The sequence below is a fragment of the Paenibacillus sp. MAHUQ-63 genome (assembly GCF_028765165.1).
Classification (GTDB): Bacteria; Bacillota; Bacilli; order Paenibacillales; family NBRC-103111; genus Paenibacillus_E.
In genome coordinates, this window is sequence record NZ_JARADB010000002.1 from 724,185 (window position 1) to 740,173 (window position 15,989).

Annotated in this window: 15 protein-coding genes; 4 read left to right on the forward strand and 11 right to left on the reverse strand. The window is 54.8% G+C overall.

The features are described 5' to 3' along the window. Positions 1–3: 3 nt before the first annotated feature. The gene (locus PUT07_RS11600) at positions 4–684 is read left to right on the forward strand and encodes a DnaD domain-containing protein (protein WP_274468143.1); all 681 of its coding nucleotides are present in this window, start codon (positions 4–6) and stop codon (positions 682–684) included. Between the two features lie 95 nt (positions 685–779). On the opposite strand, the gene mtnB is transcribed toward PUT07_RS11600, so the two are convergent. The 8 genes from mtnB to PUT07_RS11640 form a co-directional block, all read right to left on the reverse strand. Then, positions 780–1,415 (reverse strand): methylthioribulose 1-phosphate dehydratase, encoded by a 636-nt coding sequence (gene mtnB / locus PUT07_RS11605; protein ID WP_274468145.1) that lies wholly within the window; start codon positions 1,413–1,415, stop codon positions 780–782. Then, a complete protein-coding gene (locus PUT07_RS11610; protein WP_274468146.1) occupies positions 1,412–2,074 on the reverse strand; it encodes a 2-hydroxy-3-keto-5-methylthiopentenyl-1-phosphate phosphatase in 663 nt (220 codons plus the stop codon). The genes mtnB and PUT07_RS11610 overlap by 4 nt, the downstream gene beginning before the upstream one ends. Next, positions 2,071–3,339: a 2,3-diketo-5-methylthiopentyl-1-phosphate enolase gene (locus PUT07_RS11615; RefSeq protein WP_274468147.1), complete on the reverse strand. Its 1,269-nt coding sequence runs from the start codon at positions 3,337–3,339 to the stop codon at positions 2,071–2,073. Before PUT07_RS11615 ends, PUT07_RS11610 begins: the two co-directional genes overlap by 4 nt. A 42-nt stretch (positions 3,340–3,381) precedes the next feature. Continuing rightward, positions 3,382–4,251 (reverse strand): pyrroline-5-carboxylate reductase, encoded by an 870-nt coding sequence (gene proC / locus PUT07_RS11620; protein ID WP_274468148.1) that lies wholly within the window; start codon positions 4,249–4,251, stop codon positions 3,382–3,384. 29 nt (positions 4,252–4,280) lie between these two features. After that, the gene (locus PUT07_RS11625) at positions 4,281–5,528 is read right to left on the reverse strand and encodes a glutamate-5-semialdehyde dehydrogenase (RefSeq protein ID WP_274468149.1); all 1,248 of its coding nucleotides are present in this window, start codon (positions 5,526–5,528) and stop codon (positions 4,281–4,283) included. Further along, a complete protein-coding gene (locus PUT07_RS11630; protein WP_274468151.1) occupies positions 5,521–7,242 on the reverse strand; it encodes a proline--tRNA ligase in 1,722 nt (573 codons plus the stop codon). The genes PUT07_RS11625 and PUT07_RS11630 overlap by 8 nt, the downstream gene beginning before the upstream one ends. Positions 7,243–7,278: 36 nt before the next feature. Next, on the reverse strand, positions 7,279–8,379 hold the full coding sequence (proB, locus tag PUT07_RS11635; RefSeq protein ID WP_274468152.1) for a glutamate 5-kinase: 1,101 nt from the start codon (positions 8,377–8,379) through the stop codon (positions 7,279–7,281). A 359-nt stretch (positions 8,380–8,738) separates the two neighbouring features. Further along, entirely contained in the window at positions 8,739–9,941 is a 1,203-nt protein-coding gene (locus PUT07_RS11640) for a pyridoxal phosphate-dependent aminotransferase (protein ID WP_274468153.1), read from the reverse strand. Between the two features lie 153 nt (positions 9,942–10,094). Between PUT07_RS11640 and PUT07_RS11645 the strand changes: the two genes are divergently transcribed. The 3 genes from PUT07_RS11645 to PUT07_RS11655 all read left to right on the forward strand — a co-directional run bounded on the left by PUT07_RS11645 (position 10,095) and on the right by PUT07_RS11655 (position 13,237). After that, positions 10,095–10,622 (forward strand): DUF1572 family protein, encoded by a 528-nt coding sequence (locus tag PUT07_RS11645; protein ID WP_274468154.1) that lies wholly within the window; start codon positions 10,095–10,097, stop codon positions 10,620–10,622. A gap of 84 nt (positions 10,623–10,706) precedes the next feature. Beyond that, on the forward strand, positions 10,707–11,507 hold the full coding sequence (locus PUT07_RS11650) for a carbon-nitrogen family hydrolase (RefSeq protein ID WP_274468155.1): 801 nt from the start codon (positions 10,707–10,709) through the stop codon (positions 11,505–11,507). Positions 11,508–11,854: 347 nt separating this feature from the next. Further along, on the forward strand, positions 11,855–13,237 hold the full coding sequence (locus PUT07_RS11655) for a glycine--tRNA ligase (RefSeq protein ID WP_274468156.1): 1,383 nt from the start codon (positions 11,855–11,857) through the stop codon (positions 13,235–13,237). A gap of 54 nt (positions 13,238–13,291) precedes the next feature. Here the strand turns inward: PUT07_RS11655 and PUT07_RS11660 are convergent, their stop codons facing one another. From PUT07_RS11660 to PUT07_RS11670, 3 genes are all read right to left on the reverse strand, one after another. Next, positions 13,292–13,783 (reverse strand): cysteine dioxygenase, encoded by a 492-nt coding sequence (locus tag PUT07_RS11660; protein WP_274468157.1) that lies wholly within the window; start codon positions 13,781–13,783, stop codon positions 13,292–13,294. Positions 13,784–14,054: 271 nt separating this feature from the next. After that, entirely contained in the window at positions 14,055–14,930 is an 876-nt protein-coding gene (locus PUT07_RS11665) for an SDR family NAD(P)-dependent oxidoreductase (protein WP_274468158.1), read from the reverse strand. 90 nt (positions 14,931–15,020) lie between these two features. Beyond that, positions 15,021–15,989: a helix-turn-helix transcriptional regulator gene (locus tag PUT07_RS11670; protein ID WP_274468159.1), complete on the reverse strand. Its 969-nt coding sequence runs from the start codon at positions 15,987–15,989 to the stop codon at positions 15,021–15,023.

Consider the following 15,989-nt stretch of genomic DNA (forward strand, 5'->3'; position numbering starts at 1 on the left):
AGGATGAGTAAACCGTATGTGATGCAGCAGCAAATAGAAGCGGTACTGTTGGCCAGTTTTCAGGAAGGCAGTGTCGCGGTTCCGCTCCTCCTGTTGAAAAATTACCGAGCGCTCCAGCTAAGCGAAATCGAAGTGATGACGCTCATTCACCTCATTGCTTTCTTGGAAAAGGAGAAGAATGACTTTCCGACTACGGATGAAATTCAAGCGCGCATGTCGGCATCACCGGATCTGGTGATCGCTTCCTTGCAGAAGCTGATTCATGAGCAGTTCATCACGATCGATGAAGTGATGGATGAAATGACCGAAATTCGCAGCGAGCGTTATAATCTGACGCCATTATACCGGCAGCTGGCCAAGCGGCTGGCCGAGCAGGAGATAGCGAAGCTATCCACCGTGCGGCAGCCTGTGCAGGCAGATGAGAGCGCCAGAAATATTTTCACCACGTTCGAGAAAGAATTCGCCCGGCCGTTGACACCGATGGAGCTGGAGACGATCTCCGGCTGGCTGGATAAGGACCAATACAAGGAAGAGCTGATTATGACCGCGCTGAAGGAAGCGGTGTTTGCCGGCAAAGTTCACTTCCGGTATATTGACCGCATCCTGCTGGAATGGAGCCGTAACCGTGTCGGTACGGTGGATCAAGCGAAGGAATATTCGCAGCGGTTCAGACAATCCCGGTGAGACTACAAAACCTGAGGCTAGATGCCTCAGGTTTTTTGCTGTCCGGCCGATGAGAAAAGCCGGCTCTCCTATGGAGAACCGGCTTATCAGCGGTTTTATTTATGCAGCACATGAGAGCGATACACATATTCGAAAAGGAATTCGAACGCTTCCAGATGGCGCTTGGCTTCGAAAGCATTGGCGCCCCATGCATAGATGCCGTGCTTGCGCAGGACGATCCCCGGGATGCGCGGCACGATCGCGTCCTCGACGAGTGCGGCGATGCGCGGAATTTCCGCATAGTTCGGCAGAATCGGAATCTCGATCTGAGCTTCCTCATCCCAAATATTGAATGCTTTGATCAGTTCGACGCCGTCCACGGGAATGCTTTTGCGCTCCCAGTACAGCTCGGACACGAGATTGTTGAAGATCGTATGTACATGGAAAATCGCACCGGCGCCAGTCAAACGGTAAATTTCACTGTGAATCAAAGTTTCGGCCGACGGCTTCAAGGAAGTGGCTTCCGTCGCCACGCCTTTCTCGTTCACAAGCAGGAAGTCTTCCGGCGTCTGTACGGATTTGTCCCGTCCGCTGGAGGTGATGGCGAAAGTGAATTGCTCGGGCTCGAAGCCGCCTACGCGAACGGACAAGTTGCCGCTTGTCGCAGGAAACCAGCCGCGTGCCGCCAAATTGGCTTTAATGTCGCGCAGTTCGGCGAATGCGCGTTGTTTCTCTTCCAGTAAAATGCTCATGCTACAGGTTCAGCCTCCAATTGCTTCATAATATCGAAGAAGTTCTCGAATGGATAATACGCATATCCCAGTTTCTCGCACATCTCAATAAGATGGGAGCGGGCGAAAATCGTATCCACGAGCTTGGCGCCTTCGAAATCGGTGATGCTGTCTCCGATAATAATCCGTTCGTATTTGCTCGAATCATAGGAGCGGATAATGCTTGTTTTGCACATGCCGCAGCCGGTGTGGCAATGCTCGTCGCAGCTGTGCGGCCATAAGATTTCGATCGCGCTCCCCTCGAAGGAGGACGCGTTGCAGTAAATGTTCTCATGCGGAATCGGAAAAGGCTTCAACAGCGGATAAATGAAGAAATCGATGCCGCCGCTGGTGATCAGCAGCTTGATGCCTTGCTCTTGGCAATACGCCACGAATTCCTTGAAGCCGTCGCGAATCACGGCATTGCTGATGGCATAATCGACGATTTCATCCTTCCGCGAGGTCGGAAGCAGCGCGAACATAGCGCCTACACCTTGAGAGATGGATATCGTCTTATTCAAAATACGTTCCACGATCGCTTCCCAACCGTCCGGGTTGAAATGCTTCATGATCGCTACAATGTTATCGTTTACGGTAATCGTACCGTCGAAATCGCAAAAAATGATGCGTTCCTTGCTCATTCTCGAATCCCCCAAGTATCAATAGCTGATTGTAATTCTGGATGCGTTTGGGCATAATCGCGAAGCTGCTTGCCTTGCAGCGAGGCATCGATCGCTTGGCGGAATGCGCGTCCGCCGGCAATTGTCCCCAGCGGGTGCCCGTGAATCCCGCCGCCTGCATTGACGATGACGTCATGGCCGAAGTCGCGCAGGATGAGCGGTACCAGGCCTGGATGTATGCCGGCAGACGGAACCGGGAAGGATGCCGCCAGCTTCAGCTTGGCGTCCGTAGGAGCGTTATACGCATAATCCGTATGCAGATCGTTCGTTAAGAGCACGTGCTTGATCGCCAGGTTCTCTTCTCTGGGCATGACCACCGAGCCGTACGGAGAAGGGAACAGCACGAGGTCCGCACCGGCCAGCCGCATCAATTTGCCAAGCAGCACGGAAGGCGCGATTCCATAATGCGGGGAAGGGTAGGTAGCTCCCGCCATTGCCGGATGCGCCATGATCGGGATCGTAATCTCCGGATCGGCGCTAAGCTCGTGAAGCACATCGAAGCCGTAAGCCAATACGTTAAACAGCAAGGCGTTGGCGCCTGCACGGATCGCTTTCTTGGCTTGGGAGGCGAGCTTCGAGGTCGGTCCGGTCAAGTTAACGGCGTATAATAGCTTCTGTCCTGTCTCTCTTGACGCTTGTGCCGCCGCTTCCATACAAACCTCAATGCGTTTCTCCAGCGGAGTCAGCGGATTCTCGAACAATATTTCATCGTCCTTAATGAGATCCACACCGCCGGCGGCCTGCAAATAAAACTGCTCGCGCAGCGCCGGCAGCTCATAGCCGACAACGGATTTGAAGATGCTCATCAGCAGCGGACGGTCATGCACGCCGAGAAGGTCGCGCACGCCTTGCATGCCGAATTTGGGTCCTGCGAAACCGGCCATGAAATCGGAGGAGAATTTCAAGTCGATCAGCCTAATTCTGCCATCCATGGATAGCTTGCCGAAAACGGTAACGAGCAGCGCAGGGATGTCCCGGCTGAAATTGACATCGGGATACGCGATCGTAATATCCGCGTAGCGGTTCGCGGCCGGCTCGCCCGGCGCCGGTTCGTGTACGTCAACGGAGACGACTTTCCCCAGATGCTTCTCCATCTGGGCTTTCTGCGCTTCAGGCAGCTCCGTCCAGGAACCGACGGTCAATCCGACAGCGATGCCCGTCGCTTTCTTATGGAAATCGGCTTTCTCGTCGAAACTCCGGTATGTGGCTAAACAATATGCACTCATGTCGAAACGTTCACCTGCTTTAATAGGATAAGACCTTGCGATCTAAGATGATTTGGTTACGGGGCTAGGCACCGCAATCTGTTCGCCCATCTCTTTGGCCCGCGCCGCGGAGCGGAATACGGCTCCCGATACGGCTTCCGTGAATTGGTAGCGGTCCAGCTCTTCAATGGAAGCCTGCGTCGCGCCGCCAGGCGATGTCACTTTGCGGCGAAGTTCCGCCGGATCTTCCTGCGTCTTCTGAACCATATGAGCGGCTCCGAGCACGGTCTGCAGCGTCAGCTGGCGCGCATCCTCCTCGGTAAGTCCGCCTTCGATTGCGGCCTTCGTCATAGCTTCCATGAAATAGTAGACATAAGCAGGGCCGCTTCCGGATACGCCGGTCACGATCTCCAGCTTCTCTTCCTCGACGACCGAGACAATGCCCACCGCTTCAAACATCTGGGTGGCGAGCTGCTTGAATGTATCATTCACGTTTGCGGAGAAGCTCATTCCTGTTGCGCCGAGTCCGATCGTCGATGAAGTATTCGGCATCGTGCGCACGATGCCCATGTTCGTTTGCAGCAGCGTCTCCATCTTGGCGATGGAAAGCCCGGCGATAACGGAGACGAGCAGCTGCTTCTCGTTCAACAGCGGCTTCAGCTCGGCAAAAGCGGTTACGACGTCCTTGGGCTTCATGCAGAGCACGACAACGTCGGCTTCGCGCAGAAATTTATCCTTCGTCTGAGGGTCGGACGTAGCTTGAATGCCGTATTCCGAGGTCAGGAACGCCAAGCGGTCCTGGTTGGAGCGGTTCATGACATAGACGTTGTGCGGCTGGGCGACCTCCGTCTGGACCAGTCCGCGAATAATGGCTTCCGACATCGAGCCGGCGCCGACAAAAGCGATTTTGGCTTGGGATAGTGAAGTAGACATCGTTCATTCCTCCTCAAAAGTTTGTTGATCTATTGGCGTATTTGTCCGCTTCCGTAGATGCGGTATTTGGTTGATGTCAACGCAGGCAGACCCATCGGTCCGCGAGCGTGCAGCTTTTGAGTGGAGATGCCGATCTCTGCCCCGAATCCGAATTCAAAGCCGTCGGTAAACCGTGTCGACGCGTTGTGATACACGGCTGCCGCATCGACTTCCTGCAGGAATCTCTCCGCGTTGGCCGCATCTTCCGTGACGATACATTCGGAATGCATCGTTCCGTATTCGCGAATATGCGCGAGCGCTTCATCGAGATCGCGAACGACTTTCACGGAGAGGATGTAGTCCCCGTATTCCGTTCCCCAGTCGTCAGCACCGGCTGCATGCATGCTCGGCACCAAAGCTTGGGCACGCTCGTCACCGCGCAGTTCAACCTTCGCGCCTGTGAACGCTTCGGCAATGGCGCCCAGATGCTTCGCCGCCGCCTTCTCATGGATGAGCAACGTCTCCATGGCGTTGCAGACGGATGGACGCTGAGCCTTGGCGTTGAGGCCGATGGAGATGGCCATATCGAGCTGTGCGCTTTCGTCTATAAAAGTATGACATACACCTGCGCCTGTTTCAATGACAGGGACGGAAGCGTTATTGACAACATTTTGAATAAGCGAGTGCCCGCCTCTTGGGATGAGAACGTCAATCAAGCCGTTCAGCTTCAGCATTTCGTCGACGGAGCTGCGGTCCGAAGAAACGATCAGCTGCAGGGCGTCGGCAGGAAGCGCCGAGCGGTTCAATGCGTCATGGAGCACCTCTACGATTTTCTCATTGGAAAAGAGGGCGGCCGATCCGCCGCGCAGAACAACGGCGTTGCCTGTCTTCAGACAAAGACCCGCCGCATCGACCGTGACGTTCGGTCTGGCTTCGTAGATGATGCCGATAACGCCGAGCGGAACGCGTATCTTACGAATACGCAAGCCGTTCGGACGTTGGAAATCTTCAAGCGTATCGCCGACCGGATCGGGAAGCTCGGCGATTTGCCGCAGACCTTCCGCAATCGCTGCGATGCGGGATTCGTTCAGCGCCAGACGGTCCAGCAGGGAGGCGCTGGTGCCTAACTGCTTGCCGCGCTCCAAATCTTTGGCGTTCGCTTCAATAATGTCCTGCTGACGGGTGACAAGGGCGTCGGCCATGAGCAGCAGAGCGGCGTTTTTTTGCTCCGTTGTCAGATTGCCCATCTGCTGGGCGGCTTGTTTCGCTAATTTGGACTTAAGAACGACTTCACTCATGGGAAGCACGACCTCCTGTTTGTATAATGGTTTGGCAATGTTCGAGAAGCTGTCGGGTTGTGATTTCGTATTGCTCGCCGCTGCGGCGTTCCTTGCATTCTACAAGCAGCTCTGAGGCTTTCTTGCCGACCGTGATACGGAGCGGGAAACCGAGCAAGTCGGCATCATTAAATTTAACGCCCGCCCGTTCATCCCGGTCGTCCCAAAGCACCGCATAACCGGCTTCGGTCAATTGCCGGTACAATTCTTCAGAGACCCGCTGCTGCGTTTCATCTTTCATTTGTACCGTCAGCAAATGGATGTCGAACGGGGCGATAGCGGACGGCCACACGATGCCCCGTTCATCGTGATTCTGCTCGATGACGGCGGCAAGCACGCGCGATACGCCGATCCCGTAACAGCCCATAATGATCGGTTCGTTCGAACCGTTCTCGCCAGCAATCGTTGCGCCCAGCGATGTGCTGTATTTGGTGCCGAGCTTGAAGACGTGGCCGACTTCGATGCCTTTGGCAAATGACAGAGGATTTCCACAGTTGGCACAGTGTTCTCCCTCGGAAACATTGCGGATATCGTGAAAGGGAATTCCGGCGAGATCTCGCTCCACGTTCACATGAAGGAGATGATAATCGGTTTCATTAGCCCCGCAAATGGCGTCCTGCATACCAATAATTGACGTATCCGCAATAAGTTTGACACCCGTCAGTCCGATCGGACCGATGAATCCGGCGACAGAGCCTAGATGAACGATTTCGGATTCGGCAAGCATCGTCACTTCCGCAGCTCCCAGCACGCCTTTGAGTTTGATCTCATTGACTTCACAATCTCCGCGAAGGAAGGCGATGACAGGCTCGCCATTCGCCGAGACGGCGACTGCTTTAATCAATCGGTCGGGCGTGGCGCGAAGATATTCGCTTAACTGCTTGATACTTGTCACCTGCGGCGTATGAACCTTCTGCACAGGTTGTGGCGCTTCTCCGGCCGACGGGGCAGGAGGCATCTTGCCGATCGCCTTCTCCAGGTTAGCCGCATAGAAGCAAGCCGGGCAATGGACGATCGTATCCTCGCCGATGTCCGCCAGCGCCATGAACTCATGCGTATCGGTGCCGCCAATCGCGCCGGAATCCGCTTCGACCGCACGGAACGTAAGGCCGCAGCGCGTGAAAATGCGGTGATACGCGTCATACATGCTGCGGTAGCTTTCGTCAAGGCCGCCGGCCGTAGTGTCGAAGGAGTACGCGTCCTTCATCAGGAATTCCCTGCCGCGCAGCAAGCCGAATCGCGGTCTTCGCTCATCGCGGAATTTGGTTTGAATTTGATACAGCGTAACCGGCAGCTTCTTATAGGACTGAATTTCGTCTTTCACAATCGTGGTAATGACTTCCTCATGGGTGGCGCCCAAGGCGAATTCCCGGCCGTGCCGGTCCTCGAGGCGCATGAGTTCAGGGCCATAGACGTCCCAGCGGCCGGAAGCCTTCCACAATTCGGAAGGGTGCAGCGCCGGCATGAGCATTTCTTGCGCGCCTGCCGCATCCATTTCCTCCCGGATAATGGTTTGAATATGTTGAAGGGCTTTGAGCCCGACTGGCAAATAGGAATAGATGCCGCTGGAGAGCTGCCGGATCAAGCCCGCGCGCAGCATCAGCCGGTGGCTTGCAGCTTCGGCGTCACCCGGGATATCCCGTAAAGTCGGAAGCAATAAACGTTGTTGTTTCATAGCAGGGTGCCTCGCTTTCTTTTAGGCGAATTTAAATTAATTCAACGGAACCCATTCATCACGGTGAATGACTTCGATTCTTGCGACTTCCACGCGCTTCTGCACTTCCTCGGTGGACAGCCCGGCGGCTGCCTGGATCTGCCAAGCGGCATAGTTGACGACGCCGCGTCCGAGCAGCGTGCCCTCGTCGCTTAAGACCTCGACGACGTCGCCGGGGTGGAAGTCGCCCGTTGCCCCGATGATGCCGGCAGGGAGCAAGCTCTTGCCGCCGCTGACTAATGCCGTTCTGGCGCCGGGATCTACGAGGATCTGTCCTTGGGGCACGGAGTGGAAGCCGACCCACTGTTTCTTCACCGGCAGGTTGTTCAGCAGGGTGTCGAAGTACGTGCCCTTGCCGCTGCCGTCGACGGCAAGCGGCAGATCGCCGGGCTCCACGACGCGCCCGATGAACACCGGCACGCCTCCGCGCATGGCGATCCGGGCGGCTTCTACCTTCGAGCGCATCCCGCCGGTGCCGACGGCGCTCCCCGAGCCGCCGGCGAAGCTGAACAGCTCATCGCTGATGGCGGCCACGCGATCGATGCGCTGGGCGTTCGCGTTCTTGCGGGGATCGTCCGTGTACAGGCCGTCCATATCCGTAATAATGATCAATTTGCCGGCTTTCACCAAATTGCCGACGAGGGCGGACAACGTATCGTTGTCGCCGAATTTCAATTCATCCACCGAGACGGTGTCATTCTCGTTAATGATCGGAACCACGCCGCGCTGCAGCAGTTCGTCGATCGTCATCAGCGCGTTCTGGACGCGCTTGCGGTTGGAGAAATCGTACCGGGTCAGCAGGATTTGCGCCACGCTCACGCCATGGGACGCGAAGGCTTCATGGTACGCCTGCATGAGCAGTGCTTGGCCGACAGCGGCCGCGGCCTGCTTCTCGTGGAGTACCTTAGGCCGCGTGCGGTAGCCAAGCGAGGTGAAGCCGGCGGCTACCGCGCCGGAAGTGACGAGCAGCACCTGGTTGCCTTCCTTCTGCAATTGCGCCAGTTCCGATGCGAAAAAACGGATTTTATCTGGATTCAGGCCGCCTGTATCTGAAGTGAGAGAGGAGCTGCCGATTTTTACGACGATGCGCTGTGTCATTAAGATCCCATCCTTATTTTGGTATAAATAAAAAAGACTCCCGTCCTCATGACAATAAGGACGAAAGTCTGCAGCTTCCGCGGTACCACCTTAGATTGGCGCATGTACAGACTGCGCCCAACTCTTCGATTCCCTGATAACAGCAGGGGACTGTTCAACTCATCGTTGACGGTTCAGGGGCGGGTTCGGATCGGTTCACGGCAAGCTCTCTCAGTCGGTGGAGCTTACTCTCTGGTTACGTGCGGCACGTTCCTACTATTCCCATCATAACGTTGCTATTATAGAAGTTATGGAAGACTTCCTTTTTTGGTTCTATATAGAATAGCACGGTGTACAAATGTTTGTAAAGATGAAAAGGACTATCCGAACAAATTAAGCTTGCCGATTCGCTGCACCGCTTCTTCCAATCTGGCTTCCGGGGACAGCAGGCCGAGGCGGACGTAACCTTCGCCATGCGTGCCGAAGCCGATGCCCGGGGCGACGACCACTTTGGCTTCTTCGAGCAGCAGGTCGGCCAGGCTCTGGGACGTATGCCCTTTCGGCACGGGCAGCCAGGAGAAGAAGGAGCCTTGCGAAGGGCGGGCCTCCCAGCCGATACCGGCCAGCGCCGTGTACAGCGCATTGCGGCGGCTCTCGTAGACGTCGCGGAGCTCGGTTACGCAATCCTGCGAAGCCGTAAGCGCCGTTGCGGCCGCAGCTTGAATGCCGCCGAACAAGGAGCAGTAGTAATGATCCTGCATCAAGTTGATGAGGCGGATCACTTCCCGGTTGCCCAAGGCAAAACCGACGCGCCAGCCGGCCATGTTATACGTTTTGGACAGCGTATAGAACTCGATGCCGACTTCCTTGGCGCCAGGCGTTTGCAGGAAGGATACCGGCTTCTGTCCGTCAAAGCCGATCGCACCATAAGCGAAGTCGCTCGCGACCACAACACCGTGCTTCTGCGCGAAAGCCACCGTTTCCTCATAGAAAGAAGCGGGAGCCGTTGCGCCGGTCGGATTGTTCGGGTAATTGATGAACATCAGCTTCGCCCGGTCCAGATCGTATTGCTTCAACGAGGAATAATCCGGCAGGAAGTTGTTCTGTTCGCGAAGCGGCATGAAGGCCATCTCGGCCCCTGCGAGCGCAACGCCTGACCAGTAGTCGGGATAGCCCGGGTCGGGCACAAGGCATACGTCGCCTGGGTTAAGCAAGCATTGGGCGATTTCGATGAGGCCTGTTTTGCCGCCGAACAGAATCGCCACTTCCGTATCGGGATCGAGCTGCACGCCATGATCCTCTTGATAGCGCTGGGCGATCGCCTGCTTCAGGAACGGGAAACCGCTGAAAGGCGGATATTTGTGATACAACGGGTTCGCCGCCGCTTCTTGCATCGAGGCGACGATATGCGGCGGCGTCGGTCGGTCGGGATTGCCCTGGCCCAGATTGATGACATCGTGGCCCTGAGCGATCTGGGCGTTCGCTTTCGCGACGAGCGAGGCGAAGAATTGGGTCGGAAGGCCTTTCATCCGTTCAGCAGGCTGTATGGAAAAAGCGCTTGATTGCGTAGATGAGATAGTCACGGTTTTAATTCACACTCCGAAGGTCGGGATTTTAGACAATAACCTAAATGTATCATGATTAGACATTTTTTCATAGTGATGAAAAAAATCGATTTTACATCCGGGCAGCCTTGTTTTACAGTAAATGGATAGCTGAAGAAAGGTGATGAGAACATGTCGGACCATTCACAAGTTGCGAACGCTTTTCTGGAGGAATCGATCCGTGCTTTCACAAGCATGAAGAAATTAGGCGATGGCGCATTGGCGCAAACGGCAGACGAGCATTTCTACCAATCGCTGGATGAAGAATCGAATTCGCTGGAAGTGCTGATCAAGCATATGCATGGGAATATGTTGTCCCGCTGGACGGACTTTCTAACCACCGACGGCGAGAAGGAATCGCGGAATAGGGATGCGGAATTTGAAGGCGGACGAAGCTCGCGTGAAGAGCTGCTCGCATTGTGGGAGGAAGGCTGGCAAGTGCTCTTCGACGCTCTGGGCGCGCTAACGCCCGAAGATGTGCTGCGAACCGTGCGCATTCGCGGGCAAGAGCACACGGTGATAGGAGCCGTTCAGCGGCAGGTTTCCCATTACGGGTATCATGTCGGCCAGATCGTTTTCCTGAGCAAGCATTGGACAAGCGGAAGCTGGCGAACGCTCAGTATCGCCAGGGGCCAGTCCCAAACGTTCAAGCCTTCTTAACGGGAGCTTGGGTTCTAAGCCTTTTTCGATTATGATGGAGATATTAATTCGTAAGGTTCACGACTGGAAGGAGTCTAATACAGCATGTCCGAAACCCAACAGCTTCACCTGGCACTTATTCAAATGAATATTACGATCGGCGAGCCGGATACGAATTTCGCCCGTCTGGAGCAGCTTCTGCAGGAAGCTGTGCAAGGCGCAGTCAAGCCTGACGTCATCGTCTTTCCGGAAATGTGGAATACAGGCTATGCGTTAACCGAGATTCAGCAGCTGGCAGACCCGAACGGGAAACGAACCCGATCGTTCCTGAGCGGCTTCGCCAAAGAACATGGCGTCAACATCATCGGCGGCTCTATCGCTGCCAAGCAAGACGATCGTGTGCTGAACACGATCTATGCGTTCGACCGGAGCGGTGCCGAGATCGCGGAGTATTCCAAAATTCATCTGTTCCGTCTTATGGATGAAGAGAAATATTTGCACAGCGGGGACCAGCTTGGCCGCTTCGAGCTTGAAGGCGTTCCGGCAGGAGCTATGATCTGCTATGATATCCGTTTCCCGGAGCTGGCGCGCAAATTGGCGCTGGACGGGGCGCGAATTTTATTCGTGCCTGCCGAATGGCCACATCCGCGTCTGCATCACTGGCGCACGCTGCTTACGGCCAGAGCGATTGAGAACCAGATGTATGTCGTCTCCTGCAACCGCGTCGGAACGAGCGGTACGACGGACTTCTTCGGGCATTCAATGGTCATTGACCCTTGGGGAGAGGTGCTTGTGGAAGGCGGCGAAACCGAAGCGGTTCTGCGCGCGACCATCGACTTGGAGGAAGTGGTGCGCGTGAGAGCGAAAATTCCCGTTTTCGAGGACCGCAGACCGCATCTGTATTAATTTTTTGCGAAATTGGATGAATGGATTTGATTTTTTGTCGGTTTTTCTGTAAACTAAAGCCAATTGAATGATCAATTGTGGCTGTGAGGGATGAATAGTACTTGAACAACTTCTTGTTCAGCGAGCTGGGGACGGTGAGAGCCCAGACGGAAGCTCAAGGAAAAGGCAATCCGGAGCCAATTCGATAAAGGGGATACATGCTTGCTCAGGTGTATCAACTAGGGTGGAACCGCGGGTGCGTAAGGCTCTCGTCCCTAGGCATGCAGATGCCTTTGGATGCGGAGCCTTTTTTGCGTTCCGATCCGAGAGGCGCTCGATATGAGATAAGTTGAAGGAGAGAATGAACAATGAGTGTAACGATGGATCAAGTAGTAGCGTTAGCGAAGCACAGAGGCTTTGTATTCCCAGGCTCCGAGATTTACGGCGGTTTGGCCAACACATGGGATTACGGTCCGCTCGGCGTAGAGCTGAAGAACAACATCAAACGCGCATGGTGGAAGAAATTTATTCAAGAATCCCCGTATAACGTCGGTTTGGACGCAGCGATTCTGATGAACCCGCAAGCCTGGGTAGCGTCCGGCCATGTCGGCAACTTCAACGATCCGATGATCGATTGCAAAAACTGTAAAGCCCGCCACCGCGCCGATAAGCTGATCGAGAACAAATTGGCCGAGAAAGATATCGAAATCATCGTTGACGGCATGACGTTCGACGATATGATGAAGCTGATCGTTGAGCATAACATCGTATGCCCGGACTGCGGCAGCAAAGATTTCACGGATATTCGCCAGTTCAACCTGATGTTCAAGACGTTCCAAGGCGTAACCGAAGCGAGCTCCAATGTCGTTTACTTGCGTCCGGAAACGGCTCAAGGCATTTTCGTCAACTTCAAAAACGTACAGCGCACGATGCGCAAAAAACTGCCTTTCGGTATCGGCCAAATCGGTAAAAGCTTCCGTAACGAAATTACGCCGGGTAACTTCACGTTCCGTACGCGCGAGTTCGAGCAGATGGAACTTGAGTTTTTCTGCAAGCCGGGTGAAGATATGAAATGGTTCGAATACTGGAGAAGCTTCTGCCATAACTGGTTGTTGTCGCTTGGCGCCAAAGCCGATAATCTGCGTCTTCGCGATCACAGCGAAGATGAGCTGTCCCACTACAGTAACGCAACGACCGATATCGAGTACAAATTCCCGTTCGGCTGGGGCGAGCTCTGGGGCATTGCGGACCGTACGGACTTCGACCTGAAGCAGCATATGGAGCACTCCGGCGAAGACTTCAATTATATCGATCAAGAAACGAACGAGCGCTACGTACCGTACTGCATCGAGCCTTCGCTCGGCGCTGACCGCGTGACGCTGGCACTGCTGATCGACGCCTTCGAAGAACAGCAGCTGGAAGGCGATGACAGCCGTACGGTGCTGCATTTCCACCCGGCGCTGGCGCCAATCAAAGCTGCCGTGTTCCCGCTTTCCAAGAAGCTGAACGAAGGCGCTCAGGCTGTATTCGCCGATTTGGCGAAGCATTTCATGGTGGATTATGACGATACGGGCTCAATCGGTAAAAGATACCGCCGCCACGATGAGATCGGTACGCCGTTCTGCATCACGTATGACTTCGAATCCGAAACGGACGGCCAAGTGACGGTTCGCGACCGCGATACGATGGAACAAACGCGGATGCCGATTGCGGAACTGAAAGCCTTCATCGAGAAGTCGCTGCAATTTTAATGCAAGAAACCCCCTGTGAGTCGCAGCAGTGCGGTTCGCAGGGGGTTTTCTATGTTAAATGACATAGTCCAGAACCTCGCTGTAGGGCAAGTAACGATTGACGGCATCCAGAGGCGGACTATAGACATGGAGGGAAACGGTCGGCTCGTGAAACGGATTGTTCAGTTGGTGAATCTGATCCGGCGGCGCGGTGAAGTATTCGCCCGCTTTGATCATGTCATCGGCTTGTACGACCGGGTAGCCTGCATAATCCAGGGAGAATTTGGAGTTGACGATTGTTCCTTGAGCCAAATAGGCTGCTCCTACGGACGTACCGTGATTATGAATGGCTGTCGCTGAAAAGGCAGGAATATGAATGACGATCACTTCCACATCATCGTTTCTGTATATGACATTGCGGCCATAGGGGAGTTGATTCGGTTCTGTTTTGTACGAAGCAATTTCATGAAATGAAGTTTCGAGCGAGCGCAGCGCTGCTGCCAATTGTTCTAAATCGGGTGCCTGCAATTTACAGAATGTCTGTTCAACTGCTTTCAGTAATGTCATGGCTTCGGCCTCCTAGGCTTTTAACATCTCTTTATCAATAATAATTAGAGAAATGATAAGTTTTTTTTATATTGTATGCATGCTGAGCGAAAAGGGTTAAAGGATGCGCCGTGCTTTTGTTGAAAAAAAGGCGAATATCGGTCCCGGAATTTCCGTCCGTAAGTACGTGCCGTTCAAAGAAAAAGACGGCCGGATAATGGCGACTTATTGGAGTCGCCGCATCCGACCGTCTAACTTTTTTTTGAAAAATGGTTCATGAAAAAAGGGAGCTTTACACACGGAACGGAGGGATTCGTCTGCCGTCGATATCGGTGAAGCCGTATTGCTCGGCCAGGGCGCCAGCTTCGAGCAGCTTCCCCGCATACCGGTGGACATGAGGATCAGAGGCTAACGCAGCGACGGCGCGGCCGATATATTCGACGGATTCCGTCGGGTGCAGAGCCTCGACCTTCATGAAGTTCTGATCGCCGGGTTCGAGTCCGTAATGCTTATATACGGCTTCCGTGCGCATCCATCCGGGGGCAAGCGCGAGTGCCGTCACTTGAAGACCGCTCGCCTGTAAGTTCAAGGACATCGCGTGAGTCATATTCGCGACGGCGCGTTTGACCGTGTCGTAGAAGACGTTCACCGGGTAGTTGCCGCCAATGTCGGAGTAGACTCCCGTATTTATGATCAGGCCCCGCTGCTGCTCAAGGAAAAAGGCGGACATCGCGCACCGGCTTGAGACCATTTGCGCCCGCAGGCCGGCATTGAACATCCTGTCCCACCGTTTCATCGGCTGTTCCCAGAACGGCAATAAGAAATCGACTTCCTCGTAATCCTCATAGCCGCCCCAGGCATTATTGACGACCAGATCGAGCTTGCCTGCTTCCCCCTTAATGCGGTCGTAGAGAGCCTGGACATCCTCGTCTGCCGTATGGTCGCAGCGGATGGGAATGCCTTTGCCTCCGCGAGCTGTTACCTCGTCAGCCGTATCCTCGATGGTGCCGCCCAAATCCGGTCTTGTCGAATGCTCGCGCGTACTGCGTCCGGTCACATAAACGGTTGCTCCTGCATCCCCAAGCGCCAGGGCGATGCCTCTTCCGCCACCTCGGCTGGAACCGGTGACAAGTGCCGTGAAACCTTGCAACAGCTTTGAATGTGTCATGATGATTGCCTCCTGTCATGTCATCGCTGAAAGGAACGATCCCTTCGCAATTTCATCCTAAAGCATAACCATGACAATTGCTGTCAAGGATTAAGAAAGCGGCATAGGTCCGTAAGCGACCGACATGGAGGCGATTTGACCGCGAATCCACTCGACCATTTCCGGCGGTTCCTCGACCCTGGCATCGGCCCCCATGCTGAGGAAATATTGCGCGAAGTGCTTAAGATTGCCGGGATGCATCGTTGTCGTAAACTCGCCGCCGCCATCGTCCCGAAGCACAAGCTGTCCATCCATGCCATTGCTGCGTTCGAAAGCGCGGACTCCGGCCGGTGTAAATGAGACGCGCAGCTTGAGAGGCTCTGCCGGCAGGCCGGCTTGATCGTTGGTCAGCCAATCGAGGATGGTCAGATGCTTGAGGTCTTTGGCCGGGTGATCCTCTCCGGCGGGCTCCAAGCTCTGGATGCGGTCGGCGCGAAACAGCAGCATGCGGTCCTTCTGGAAGCAGAAAGCCGGGACGTACCAATAGCCATTGGATGAATAGATGCCGATCGGCTGAATTGTTCTCTCGGTTATTCCTTCCTTAGAGGAATACGCGATTCGAAGAGCCGCTCCGTCGATAGAGGCTTCCAGCAGCTGTTCGAGGAACGGCGAGCTCTGGGTCCGGGATGGCGTCCAGAAGGACACGCGATCCTGCAGCGCATCGATTCTCGCTCGCGTATCCGTCGGCAAATAGTGATAAAACTTCTTCAAGGCGGAAGCTGATTCCGCTGCGAAGGGCAGCGCTCCATAAAACTGAAGGGATTGGAAAGCGAAAAACATCGCCACCGCTTCCTGCTCCGTGAATAGAATCGGAGGGAGCATCCGCTTCTTCAGCAGGCGGTAACCTCCGTGAGGACCGAATTCGGTATAGAGTGGCATCCCCATTTCGCTCAATTCCTGCAAATCCCGGTGCATCGTGCGTTCCGAGACACCGAACTCCTCAGCGAGCTCTCTCGTCGTGAACGCCATGCGTTCATTGACAGCCATCATGAGCTGGATCAAGCGCTGTGTTTTGTTCAT

What these genes read in the sequence shown, in the direction of transcription:
- PUT07_RS11645 (WP_274468154.1), top strand. Translation starts at nt 10,095, where the DNA reads ATGTCGGACCATTCACAAGTTGCGAACGCTTTTCTGGAGGAATCGATC.
- mtnB (WP_274468145.1), bottom strand. Translation starts at nt 1,415, where the DNA reads ATGAGCATTTTACTGGAAGAGAAACAACGCGCATTCGCCGAACTGCGC.
- PUT07_RS11665 (WP_274468158.1), bottom strand. Translation starts at nt 14,930, where the DNA reads ATGACACATTCAAAGCTGTTGCAAGGTTTCACGGCACTTGTCACCGGT.
- PUT07_RS11615 (WP_274468147.1), bottom strand. Translation starts at nt 3,339, where the DNA reads ATGAGTGCATATTGTTTAGCCACATACCGGAGTTTCGACGAGAAAGCC.
- PUT07_RS11630 (WP_274468151.1), bottom strand. Translation starts at nt 7,242, where the DNA reads ATGAAACAACAACGTTTATTGCTTCCGACTTTACGGGATATCCCGGGT.
- PUT07_RS11670 (WP_274468159.1), bottom strand. Translation starts at nt 15,989, where the DNA reads ATGAACAAAACACAGCGCTTGATCCAGCTCATGATGGCTGTCAATGAA.
- PUT07_RS11655 (WP_274468156.1), top strand. Translation starts at nt 11,855, where the DNA reads ATGAGTGTAACGATGGATCAAGTAGTAGCGTTAGCGAAGCACAGAGGC.
- PUT07_RS11610 (WP_274468146.1), bottom strand. Translation starts at nt 2,074, where the DNA reads ATGAGCAAGGAACGCATCATTTTTTGCGATTTCGACGGTACGATTACC.
- PUT07_RS11650 (WP_274468155.1), top strand. Translation starts at nt 10,707, where the DNA reads ATGTCCGAAACCCAACAGCTTCACCTGGCACTTATTCAAATGAATATT.
- proC (WP_274468148.1), bottom strand. Translation starts at nt 4,251, where the DNA reads ATGTCTACTTCACTATCCCAAGCCAAAATCGCTTTTGTCGGCGCCGGC.
- PUT07_RS11625 (WP_274468149.1), bottom strand. Translation starts at nt 5,528, where the DNA reads ATGAGTGAAGTCGTTCTTAAGTCCAAATTAGCGAAACAAGCCGCCCAG.
- PUT07_RS11660 (WP_274468157.1), bottom strand. Translation starts at nt 13,783, where the DNA reads ATGACATTACTGAAAGCAGTTGAACAGACATTCTGTAAATTGCAGGCA.
- PUT07_RS11600 (WP_274468143.1), top strand. Translation starts at nt 4, where the DNA reads ATGAGTAAACCGTATGTGATGCAGCAGCAAATAGAAGCGGTACTGTTG.
- proB (WP_274468152.1), bottom strand. Translation starts at nt 8,379, where the DNA reads ATGACACAGCGCATCGTCGTAAAAATCGGCAGCTCCTCTCTCACTTCA.